The 11,846-nt window shown below is 61.9% G+C and carries 9 protein-coding genes; 4 read left to right on the top strand and 5 right to left on the bottom strand.

Translation table 11 applies throughout. The annotated features are described in order from the left end of the window. Positions 1 to 193: 193 nt before the first annotated feature. A complete protein-coding gene (locus tag ACMV18_RS04360) occupies positions 194 to 2,488 on the top strand; it encodes an NADP-dependent malic enzyme (RefSeq protein WP_420816830.1) in 2,295 nt (764 codons plus the stop codon). A 47-nt stretch (positions 2,489 to 2,535) separates the two neighbouring features. Next, on the top strand, positions 2,536 to 3,429 hold the full coding sequence (locus ACMV18_RS04365) for a DMT family transporter (protein ID WP_420816831.1): 894 nt from the start codon (positions 2,536 to 2,538) through the stop codon (positions 3,427 to 3,429). Between the two features lie 15 nt (positions 3,430 to 3,444). On the opposite strand, the gene ACMV18_RS04370 is transcribed toward ACMV18_RS04365, so the two are convergent. Next, the gene (locus ACMV18_RS04370; protein ID WP_420816832.1) at positions 3,445 to 4,599 is read right to left on the bottom strand and encodes an acyl-CoA dehydrogenase family protein; all 1,155 of its coding nucleotides are present in this window, start codon (positions 4,597 to 4,599) and stop codon (positions 3,445 to 3,447) included. Between the two features lie 190 nt (positions 4,600 to 4,789). On the opposite strand from ACMV18_RS04370, the gene ACMV18_RS04375 reads away from it, so the two are divergent. Beyond that, positions 4,790 to 5,677 carry an SDR family oxidoreductase gene (locus tag ACMV18_RS04375; protein ID WP_420816833.1) on the top strand — a complete coding sequence of 296 codons (888 nt, stop codon included), beginning with the start codon at positions 4,790 to 4,792 and terminating at the stop codon, positions 5,675 to 5,677. 166 nt (positions 5,678 to 5,843) lie between these two features. Further along, a complete protein-coding gene (locus ACMV18_RS04380) occupies positions 5,844 to 6,818 on the top strand; it encodes a sodium-dependent bicarbonate transport family permease (protein WP_374255449.1) in 975 nt (324 codons plus the stop codon). 22 nt (positions 6,819 to 6,840) lie between these two features. On the opposite strand, the gene ACMV18_RS04385 is transcribed toward ACMV18_RS04380, so the two are convergent. The 4 genes from ACMV18_RS04385 to ACMV18_RS04400 all read right to left on the bottom strand — a co-directional run. Next, complete coding sequence (locus ACMV18_RS04385; RefSeq protein ID WP_420816834.1) at positions 6,841 to 8,532, bottom strand: isovaleryl-CoA dehydrogenase; 1,692 nt, start codon at positions 8,530 to 8,532, stop codon at positions 6,841 to 6,843. A gap of 94 nt (positions 8,533 to 8,626) precedes the next feature. After that, a complete protein-coding gene (locus ACMV18_RS04390) occupies positions 8,627 to 9,091 on the bottom strand; it encodes a hypothetical protein (protein WP_420816835.1) in 465 nt (154 codons plus the stop codon). 207 nt (positions 9,092 to 9,298) lie between these two features. Then, the gene (locus ACMV18_RS04395) at positions 9,299 to 10,180 is read right to left on the bottom strand and encodes a phosphate/phosphite/phosphonate ABC transporter substrate-binding protein (RefSeq protein WP_420816836.1); all 882 of its coding nucleotides are present in this window, start codon (positions 10,178 to 10,180) and stop codon (positions 9,299 to 9,301) included. After that, positions 10,177 to 11,846 (bottom strand): putative bifunctional diguanylate cyclase/phosphodiesterase (locus ACMV18_RS04400; protein WP_420816837.1); only part of this gene is annotated, 1,670 nt, incomplete at its 5' end. The genes ACMV18_RS04400 and ACMV18_RS04395, both read right to left, overlap by 4 nt.

Raw genomic sequence — 11,846 nt, forward strand, 5'->3', positions numbered from 1 at the left:
TGTTCAGGTTAAGTCAGACAAGGAAACGTTACACATTCTGCGACGACTTTCTCGTCTACCTCTCATTTCACCACGCCAGCCCCCCTCTATTTGGCGTTTCTGGCACCAAGTTGCGGCAACTTGACACGTCATCCCCCGAGATGTGGGACGCAGATCGCTTACCATCGCACCCCCGTCGAGTGAAAAACACACTATGAGTTCCGACAAGCACATGTCCGACGCCGAAAAGGCGCTGCGCGAGGCCGCTAACGAATATCACCGTCTGCCATCGCGCGGCAAGATCTCGGTCACCCCGACCAAGCCGCTGTCCAATCAGCGCGATCTGTCTCTGGCCTACTCGCCGGGCGTAGCCTATCCCTGTCTGGCCATCGAGCAAGATCCGGCCATGGCGGCCGAATACACCTCGCGCGGCAACTTGGTCGCCGTGGTCACCAACGGCACAGCCGTGCTGGGTTTGGGCGACATCGGCCCACTGGCGTCCAAGCCCGTGATGGAAGGCAAGGGTTGCCTGTTCAAGAAGTTTGCCGGCGTGGACGTGTTCGACATCGAACTGGCCGAACGCGATCCAGACAAGCTGGTGGAGATCATTGCTGCGCTGGAGCCCACGCTCGGCGGTGTGAACCTTGAAGACATCAAGGCCCCCGAGTGCTTCTACATCGAGAAGCAACTGTCGGCCCGCATGAACATCCCCGTCTTCCACGACGATCAGCACGGCACGGCCATCATCTCGAGCGCCGCACTGCTGAACGGTCTGGAACTGGTGGGCAAGAAGATTGACGAGGTCAAGCTGGCCGTGTCGGGCGCGGGTGCCGCGGCCATCGCCTGTCTGGACCTGATGGTGGACCTGGGCGTCAAGCGCGAGAACATCTATGTGTGTGACTCGAAGGGCGTGATTCACCACGAGCGCACCGACAAGCTGGATGCGTCCAAGCAGCGCTACCAGCAAACCACGTCCGCACGCACACTGGCTGATGCGGTCAATGGTGCCGACGTGTTCCTGGGCTGCTCGGCCGCAGGCGTGCTGACCGCCGACATGGTCAAGACCATGGCCGACAAGCCGCTGATCCTGGCACTGGCCAACCCCGAGCCCGAGATCCGCCCGGAAATCGCCAAAGCGGCCCGCCCGGACTGCATCATCGCCACCGGCCGTTCGGACTATCCGAACCAGGTCAACAACGTTCTGTGCTTCCCCTACATCTTCCGTGGCGCACTCGATTGCGGCGCCACCAAGATCACCGAAGCCATGAAGCTGGCCTGCGTGCGCCAGATCGCCGATCTGGCCAAGGCCGAAATCTCGGACGAAGTGGCCGCAGCCTACCCTGGCCGCGAACTGCGCTTTGGCCCGGATTACCTGATCCCCACGCCGTTTGATTCCCGCCTGATTTTGCGCATTGCGCCGGCTGTGGCCGAAGCGGCCGCTGCATCGGGCGTGGCCACGCGCCCCATCGCCAATCTGGACGCCTACCGTGATTCGCTGATGCAGTTCGTGACCAACACGGGTCTGTTCATGCGTCCGCTGTTCATGCGCGCCAAGGCCGACGCCAAGCGCATTGCCTACGCCGAAGGTGAAGACGAGCGCGTGCTGCGCGCCGCTCAGGTGGCCGTGGACGAAGGCATTGCCAAGCCCATCCTGATCGGTCGCCCGGACGTGATCGCCACCCGCATCGAACGTGCAGGTCTGCGCCTGCAACCCGGCGTGAACTGCGAAGTCGTCAATCCGGCCCAAGACGACCGCTTCAAGCAGTACTACGAGGCATATCGCAAGATCAAGGCCCGCGACGGCATCTCGCCCGAGCTGGCCAAGGTGGCCGTGCGCCGCTCCAACTCCCTCATCGCCACGATGCTGGTGAAGATGGGCGACGCCGACGGCATGATTTGCGGCGTGATCGGTCGCTATGACCTGCACCTGGACCACATCCGTGATGTGATCGGCGTGCATCCGGACGCCCACGGCCTGGCTGCCTTGAACGCGCTGATCCTGGACAACCACAACCTGTTCATTGCCGACACCTTCGTCAACGAAGACCCGACGGCCGAGCAGTTGGCTGACATCGCCGTGCTGGCGGTGGAAGAAGTCCAGCGATTTGGTCTGCCCCCTCGCGTGGCCTTCCTGTCGCACTCGATGTTCGGTTCCAGCAACCGCCCCTCGGCCAAGAAGATGCGCAAGGCGCGTGACCTGTTCGTGGCGCGCATGCCCCACGTCCCGGCTGATGGCGAAATGCAGGGGGATGCGGCGCTGAGCGAGTCGGTCCGCACGAAGCTGCTGCCCGAAACCACGCTGGACGGCACCGCCAACATCCTGATCTGCCCGAACCTGGATGCCGCCAACATCCTGTTCAACGTGCTGAAGATGACGGGTGGCAACGGCATCACCGTGGGCCCGATCCTGCTGGGCGCGGCGGCACCCGCACACATCCTCAATCCGTCGGCCACGGTGCGTCGCATCGTGAACATGACGGCGGTGGCAGTGGCTCACGGCAAGAAATAACCTGATGCCGGCAGCATGGCGCGCCACGGGCTAGACTCGTGGCATCCATGCAGTCCACTCCCCGCTCTTCTGCCCTTCAAGGCTATCTGGCCGCCCTTGGCACGGTTGTGCTGTGGGCGGGTTTCGTCCTGGTCTCTCGCCTGGGTGGCCAAAGTGCGCTGACTGGGTGGGACATCGTCGCGCTGCGCTTGGGCACAGCCAGCCTGTTTCTGCTGCCGTTTTCGCTCAGCATTCCTCGCAGCGTGTGGCTGGACCGCCGTTTGTGGACCCTGATGCTGACGGGCGGTCTGCTGTTTCTCACGCTGGTCTATGCCGGGCTGACGCGTGCGCCCGCTGCGCATGGGGGCATCTTGCTGTCCGGCTGCCAGCCGTTTCTGGTTACGGCCCTCGCCTGGCTGATTCTGGGTGCCAAGCCTGACAAAGAACGCTTGGGTGGCCTGATTGCCATCGCACTGGGCGTGGCCTGTGTCGCCTTTCCTCAGTTCAGCGGTTTGCACGAGGGCCCATCCACCGTGCTGGGCGATGCGCTGTTGCTGAGTGCGTCCACGGCGTGGGCGCTCTACAGCGTGCTGGTGCGCAAGTGGGTGTTTGAGCCTTGGTTGCTGACGCGCGTGGTGGCACTGGGGTCGGCGGCGATTTACCTGCCCATCTATGCGCTGTGCCTGCCCAAGAATCTGGGCGCGGCCTCCACCTCGATGCTGGTGTTCCAAGGCCTGTTTCAAGGACTGGGGCCCACCATTGCCGCCATGATCCTGTTCCTGCGTGCGGTAACCCTGCTGGGGCCGCAACGCACGGGGGCGATTGTTGCCGTGGTGCCAGCACTGGTGGGCATCGGTGCGGTCGTGCTGCTGGGCGAGCCTCTCACCGGCTGGCTGGTGGCCGGCTTGGCCTTGGCCACGACTGGCGCATGGCTGGCGTCCCGGCCGGCCGTGCCCCGCTGAACACCCCGAGGGGCGTCACAAGCCCATCTGCTTGCTGATGATCTCGTTCATGATTTCGTGCGTTCCGCCACCGATCGACAGGATGCGGTTGTCACGGTACAGACGTTCAACCACCGACTCACGCATGTAGCCCATGCCGCCGAAGATTTGCACGGCCTCGTGCGTGACGTGGTCGGCGACATCGGTGGCAAAGTTTTTGGCCATGCTGACCTCACTGATGGACGGAATGCCCGCCTGCATGCGGGCCGCCACGCGGTAGGTGTACTCGCGCGCCACCTCCACCCGGGTGGCCATCTCGGCCAGTTTGTGGCGAATGACCTGGTGCTTGGCCAAGGGTTTGCCAAAGGTGACGCGGTCTTTGACGTAGTCCAGGCAAGCTTCCAGCGCCATTTGCGCCGTCATGTAAGCCATGATGGCCAACGACAAGCGCTCGGCCTGAAAGTTGGCCATGATGAGCATGAAGCCGGCGTTTTCAGGACCGATCAGGTGGCTGGCCGGCACGCGGCAATCCTCGAAGAACAACTCGGCCGTGTCAGAGGCCCACCAGCCCATCTTTTTGAGGTTGCGCCCGATGCTAAAGCCCGGCGTGCCTCGCTCGATCAGCAGCATGGACACACCAGCATAGCCTTCTGCCCCGGTGCGCACCGCCACGGTGTAGTAGTCGGCGCGGGTGCCCGAGGTGATGAAAGTCTTGGCACCGTTGACCACATAGTGATCTCCATCGCGCACGGCACGCGTGCGCAAACTGGCGACATCCGAGCCCCCGCTGGGTTCGGTGATGGCCAGCGAGATGATCTTGTCCCCGGCAATGACCGCGGGCGCAACTTTCTCTTGCAAGGCTGGCGTGCCGCCCCACCAGACCGGGGGCAGCCCAATGTCCAGCGATCCCAGACTGGCCACCAAGCCGCCCGAGGTACTGCGCATCAACTCCTCGCTGACGGCCACTTTCAGAAAGACGTCTTCCTCGCCCGCGCCGCCCAGCCGTTGAGGATGGCCAATGCCCAGCAGACCCAAGGCGCCCGCTTTCTGGTACAGCTCGCGCGGGAAGGTGCCCGACTCTTCCCACTCAGCAATGTGGGGCTTGATCTCCTGCTCGACGAAACGACGCGCCGTCTCGCGGGCCATCTGATGGGTTTCGTTGAAATACGGGGTGTAAATCGTGTTGGTCATCGTGCGCAAGATGGCGAGCAGGCCATGATTCAAAGTGACTGGCTTCAGCGTAGTGCGCCCACACCACGCGCACATCAGTAGTTAACCTTAATGATCGCGCGTTGACGCATACGTCACCAGACGTTAGAGTCGCCTTCATTGCGACGACTGCAAACATGTCGCGTCAACCCGCTAGCCCATCGACAGCACCATGAGCACTGCCGCCCCCTCGCACTACGACAGCATCTTCCGCCCAGGCCTCTTCAAAGGACAGGTCCATGTCGTGACCGGTGGTGGCAGTGGCATCGGCCGCTGTACGGCGCATGAGTTGGCAGCTTTGGGCGCGACCGTGGTCATCACAGGTCGCACGCAAGAGAAGCTCGACAAGGTCGCTGCCGAGATCCGCGAGGACGGCGGTTTGGTGGATACCGCTGCGTTTGACATCCGCGACGACGAGCAGGTCAAGGCCGCGGTGTCGCGCATCGTGGCTGATCATGGCCGCATCCATGGACTCGTCAACAACGCGGGCGGGCAGTTCCCTTCGCCCATGGAGATGATTTCCAAGCGGGGTTTTGAAGCGGTGGTGGCCAACAACCTGACGGGCGGCTTCTTGATGGCACGCGAGGTGTTCAATCAGTCGATGAGCAAACATGGCGGCGGCGCCATCGTGAACATGGCTGCCGACATGTGGAATGGCATGGCGGGCATGGCGCACTCGGGCGCGGCACGCGCGGGCATGGTGAACCTGACCAAAACGGCGGCGTTTGAATGGGCCCGCGCACACGTGCGGGTGAATGCCGTGGCGCCAGGCTGGGTAGCATCCAGCGGCATGGATTCGTACGGTCCGGCCATGGCCCCGATGATTCTGAGCCTCAAGGACAACCTGCCCATGAAGCGCCTGGGCCTGGAAGCGGAGATCAGCTCGGTCATCTGCTTCCTGCTCAGCCCCGGTTCAGCTTTCGTGACCGGCGTGACGGTCGCCATTGACGGCGGTGCAGGTGTGAACAACCCGGTCTGGCCCAAGGCCCCACACGAACCTGCCCCCAGCTACAACGGCTTTCACCGGGCCCAGACCCCCAAGGTGCTTCAAGGCAGTTGATTGCCTGCACCCACTGATGGGCACTGTGAAGCCCGGATGAAGTCCATGGCAGGAGTCAGCTCATTTCCGGAGCGAACACTGCGCGATCGGCAAATTGGCTAAAGTTAGGTCCCGGTCGCCACCGAGGGTTTCCCTTTGCGCCGTGGTGTGACCATCGCACCCATTCATGCAAAGCATCCTCGACCCCGCCATCCTGTTCTTCGTGTTCGGCCTGCTGGCCGGCGCTCTGCGCTCCAATCTGGAGATCCCACCGCAGATCGCGCGCTTCCTGTCCCTCTACCTGCTGATGGCCTTGGGCCTCAAAGGTGGCTTTGCGCTGCACCAATCCGGTCTGACCTCTGCGGTCAGCGTGAGCCTGGGATGCGCCGTGGCACTGGCCGTGCTGGTGCCCTGGCTGGGCTACAAGCTGCTGAGTCGCCGACTCAATGGTTACGATGCCGCAGCCATCGCGGCAACCTATGGCTCGGTCAGTGCGGTGACCTTCATCACCTCGGTGCAATACCTGGACAGCCGCCACCTGCCTTACGGCGGACACATGGCTGCGGCCATGGCTTTGATGGAATCACCCGCCATCATCATGGCGGTGTTGCTGGCCAATCTGGTTCGGCAAAAAGAGCAAAAAGCCGCAGGGCAAGCAGCCACACGCAATACACCGCTGAGCCACATCCTGCACGAATCCATGACCGACGGCGCACAACTGCTGCTGCTCGGCGCCATGGTGATCGGCATCGTCACCGGTGAGTCTGGTCACCACGCCATGCAGCCCTTTGCCGGGGATTTGTTCAAAGGCATGCTGTCATTCTTCCTGCTGGACATGGGCCTGCAGGCCGCTCGCAACATGGGTGAGTTGCGAGGCAAATCGCCCTGGCTGCTGGCATATGGCCTGGTGGGCCCACTGGCCCATGCCTGCTTGGCCCTGGCACTGTGCTGGGTGCTCGGGGTGTCGGAAGGCGATGCTGCACTGCTAATGGTGCTGGCGGCCAGCGCATCCTACATTGCGGTGCCCGCCGTGGTGCGACATGCCATCCCTGAGGCCAATCCCTCGCTGTACATCGGCATGTCGCTGGGTTTGACCTTCCCGTTCAACATCCTGCTCGGCATCCCCTTGTATGTGAACGTGGCCCACCGCGTGCTGGGCTGATCCCCCAGCACGGCGCCACGCCTCAGGCTTGAGGGGTGGCGCGGGCAATGATGCTGGCGCAGTCCACACCACGCGGCAGCGTGCCATATTGGTGATGCCCCACCGAAGCGAGGCGCGACGCACAGAACGCGTCCGCCACAGCATGAGGCGCATGTTGCACCAGCAAGGCGGCCTCGATGGCCAGCGCCATGCGGTCCACCACGTCACGGGCGCGGTATTCGAGGTCAGCCAGATCGCTGAACTCTTTTTGCAGTGCGACCACGTATCGATCCAGTGTGGCGTTGCCCCCGCGCGCTTTGGCCACTTCGCGGAAGTAGGCCTCGACCACGGCGGGCGTTTTCTGCATGGCGCGCAGCACATCCAGACACTGCACGTTGCCGCTGCCTTCCCAGATCGCATTGACCGGCGACTCGCGGAACAAGCGCGGGAAGGGACTGTCTTCCATCACGCCGCTGCCACCAATGCACTCCATGGACTCGTAGGCATGGTGGGGCGTGCGCTTGCAGATCCAGTATTTGCCCACGGCCGTGACCAGGCGAGCCAAAAGGTCTTCTTGTTCGTCGGTGCCGCGCTGGTCCATTGCCCGGGCCATGCGCATCGTCAAGGCCAGTGAGGCCTCGCTCTCGATCACCAGATCCGCCAGCACGTTTTGCATCAAGGGCTGCTGGTTCAGCACCTTGCCGAAGGCTGAGCGGATGGCACAGTGGTGCAACGCCTGCGCCACCGCCGCACGCTGACCGGATGAGGAGCCGATCATGCAGTCAAAGCGCGTCATGGCCACCATCTCGATGATGGTGCGCACGCCACGCCCCTCCTCGCCCACCATCCATGCCAAAGCGCCGCGCAGCTCGGTCTCGCTGGACGCGTTGGAGACATTGCCCATCTTGCGCTTGAGGCGCTGTACCTGCATCGGGTTCTTGCTTCCGTCAGGACGCCAGCGCGGCAACAAGAAACACGACAAGCCGCCTGGGGCCTGTGCCAGCACCAGGAAGGCATCGCACATGGGGGCGGACACAAAGAACTTGTGCCCCACGAGTTCGTAAGCCTCGCCCGGACCGCCTACCCCCAACGGATACGCCTTGGTGGTGTTGGCCCGCACATCCGAACCGCCCTGCTTCTCGGTCATCGCCATGCCGATGGTCACACCGGCTTTGGCAGCATCCGGCACATTGCGTGGGTCGTAGTGAGGTGCCGTGATCTTGGGCACCCAATACTGCGCCAATGCCGGCGTGGTCATCAGTGACGGCACCGCCGCAAAGGTCATGGTGATGGGGCAGCCATGCCCCGCTTCCACCTGAGACTGCAGATAAAAGCCTGCCGCGCGTGCCACGTGGGCGCCCGTTTGGGGCTGGGTCCACGGCGAAGCATGCAAGCCATGCTCGATGGCCGTGCGCATCAGCGTGTGATACGCGGGATGGAAGCGCACGTAGTCGACGCGGTTGCCAAACCGGTCGTGGGTGTCCAACTCTGGGGGCACCCGGTTGGCCACGGCACCCAATTCCAGATAATCGGCGGAACCCGTCAAAGCGCCAAATTGCGTCAGGGACGCTTGGGCCCAGCCTGCGCCTTCTCGCAGAACGGCTTCCTGCAAGGCCACATCCTGCAGGTACATGTTGTAGTCCACCAGTTCACGAGAGACGTTGACGACTTCGTGAGTCTGAGCCAGCCAAGTGTCTGGCTGAACGGCGGATGCGGCTGGAGCGTGTGTGGTCATGTGGCGAAGACATCTCAATGGATTGACTTCACCACATTACATCCAATTTAACTTTCAATCAATAAAGGTAACAACCCATCTGCGCAACCGAAGCTCAGTGGTTCCAAACCCACAGGCGGGTCCCTGCTGCGCTCAAGTTGTTGACATTGATCATGCCCAGAGAGGGGGCGTCATAGCGCACACCCAGCGCCTGAACCAACTGGGAGGCATTGAACTGACGGCTGATGGCCGGGCCGTTCAATGTCATTTGCTTGACGGCCTGGCCTTGGTACACAGCCTCGGGCAAGCCCTTGATGCCTGCTTCAGCCAGCACGGCCATGAAGGCTGCGGCATCCAGATCCTTGGTGTCCTTTTCGTCTGCGCCCAGCAGATCCGTGATCATGCGAGAGAGCGACGAGGTGTCGGGCGCCCCTGCTGACGGGTTAGAGACCGAAGCATCACCGCCATGAATGGCACGCAATTCAGCTTCAGCAATCGGCCGCATCTCGGCCTGAGCCAGGGTGCTTGCACATGCGATCAGGGCAACCAACAGGGGGCGAATCAGGCGAGTGGTGAACATGGTCGATCTCCTTGCGTACATGCTTAGAGATCGGTTTGATCGCCGGAAAAGTGAGTCAACTACACGGCAGTTCTGTGGAATATCTCGCGTTTACCCTCGTTAGATATGCGCCTCCCAAAAACCGGCTCAAGCCCGGCTTTTTCATGTCTCGATCAGGCCGTGAAATCCGTACGGTGAACCGTCAAAGCTGCACATTTCAGCGACCCATCAAGGGCGGTCGGGGTACAACACACGGATCGCCTGATAGTCCGACGCAGACACCGATGCAAAGCCCTCCATCCCCAACTCACTGAACATCTTTTGCAAAGACGCCGTATTGCCCGAGAAGACCTGCAGGATCTTGCGCTGCACATCCGGGCACAAGGTGCGGCGAATCACAAAGGGGTCGTAGGGAATCGGTGAGGACTGCCACAAGACGTCGATGTCATCTGCTCGCCACCGCCCGCGACGGATCTCGTCATCCACCACGGTACTGGCGACAAAAGCCGCATCCACCGCCCCGGCGCGCAACGCTTCCAGCGCTCTGGCGTGTGACCCCGCATACGTCACTCTGCTGAAATAGGACTCTATCGACATGCCCAACTGCTGCCGCATGGCCTGCCGGGGCAGAACAGCGCCAGACGTGCTGGCCGGGTCGGTCAAACTCAACGTCGCACCGCGCAAACTGGCCAGGGTTTTGGGGCGATCACCATGCAACGAGATCAAGACCGATCGATAGCCATTCGGCTGCCGCGTCAGAAAGCCTGTACGGAGGCGGAAGGTCGCAATCGGCTCAATATCAGCCCCACGTGACATGGCGATCGCATAAGACGCCGGCCCCAACTCGGCCAAGTCCACCGCTCCGCTGAGCAATCCTTCGATCACGGCACCGTAAGACGATGCCGGCACAGCGTCCACCGGACGCCCCAGTGCCACAGACAAGGCTTGCATCAGTGGACGATATTGCATGAGCAAGGTGGCCATGTCGCGCTGCGGAATCAGTGCCACATGCAAGGCGCGCGGATTCTCGCAGGCTTGAGCCTGCACCGGTGCGGCCAGCGCCCACGAACACCAGAACCAGACGAGACAACAAGCCCAGCCACGCATCATGACGGCATCATGCTGGGCCGCAGCAGCAAGGCTTCTGCGGCGGCCGCTTCAACCGGTCGGCTGAAGAAATAGCCCTGCACTTCATCGCAGCCCGCTGTCTTCAAGTAGACCAACTGATCCTGCATCTCCACGCCCTCGGCCACCACCTTCATCTTCAGGTTGTGTGCCAGCGTGATGATCGAATTCACGATGATGGCGTCGTCATGGCTGTTTCGAATGTCATTGATGAAGCCGCGATCGATCTTCAAACAATGAATCGGCAGCGTCCGGATGTAGCCCAGGCTGGAGAAGCCACTGCCGAAATCATCCAGCGCGATCTGAACGCCCAACGCCTCCAACTCGTTGAGGACCCGAGAGGCCACATCCATGGACTCCACCAAGCTGGTTTCGGTGATTTCAACTTGCAGCAAGGAGGCGGGCAAATCGTAGGCCTTCAACCACTGCCCGATTCGGGCCGCCAAGGCCTCGTCGTGCAACTGCATGGCCGACACATTGAAAGCCACCGGTACCAAACGCACCCCCGCATCCCGCCACTTCGCCAATTGCTGACAACACGCCTCGGCCACCCAATCGCCCAACTCAACGATCAGGCCGGTGCGTTCGGCATAAGGAATGAAGTCACCGGGATAAATCAGCCCGAACTCAGGGTGTTTCCAGCGCACCAGCGCCTCAAACCCAACAATCTGGAAATCTGACAGACGCACCTTGGGCTGGAAGTGCAGCACCAGCTCACCACGCTCGATCGCCTTGGGCAACCTGCGCTCCAGACTGCTGTGCCGCGTGTCCACCGGCGTCAATGCGGCATCAAAGAAGGTGTAGCGACCTCGGCCCGCTCGCTTCGACTGATACATGGCCAGGTCTGCAGCCCGGCACAGCGCCTCGACATCCTGACCATCCCGCGGATACAGCGCGACCCCCATGCTGGGCGTGACCTGCAGATCATGCCCATCCAGATTCAAGTAAGGTGCGCTGAGGACCTCCAGCAACTTCTCCGCCACCTTGATGGCATCCTCCGCATGGTCCAGCGCCGTCACCAACACGGCAAACTCATCGCCACCCAGCCGCGCGATCACATCCGACTCGCGCAACGCTGCCCGCAACCGCTGCGACACCGCCTGCAACAGCAAGTCCCCCACATGGTGGCCCAGCGTATCGTTGATGGCCTTGAAGCGATCCAGGTCAAGATACATCAACGCGTAGTGCTTGCGATTGCGCCGCGCCTGCTGCAAGTGTGTATTGAGCAGCTCATTGAACATGCGTCGATTGGCCAAGCCCGTCAGATGATCATGAGAGGCCAGCACAAATGCACGACGCTTCTCTTCTTCCAATTGCGTGATCAGCGCCTGGTTCTGCTGGTTGGATGACACCAGCGCCAGCGCGTAGCGCCCTTGCCGACGGATGCCATAAGCCACCCACCACGTTGCCAACACAATGAACGCGCTCAAGACGGTCATGGTGATCAGGAAACGGCGACGCGTCGCGTGGTAGTCCGCCAAAATGTCTTGTGTTTCGCGGCTCGTCACCACGTAAAACGGGGCATCGGGCGCGTGATAGAAGCTCGACAGCGTGTCCCGGCCTGTGGACATGAAGTCACCATTGACCGAGCCTTGCACTTGCCCCGTGCGATCAAAACTCGATACATCGCGGAACACACCATCCTGCACCA

Origin of the sequence: Aquabacterium sp. (assembly GCF_048860245.1) — a bacterium.
GTDB lineage: Bacteria > Pseudomonadota > Gammaproteobacteria > Burkholderiales > Burkholderiaceae_C > Aquabacterium.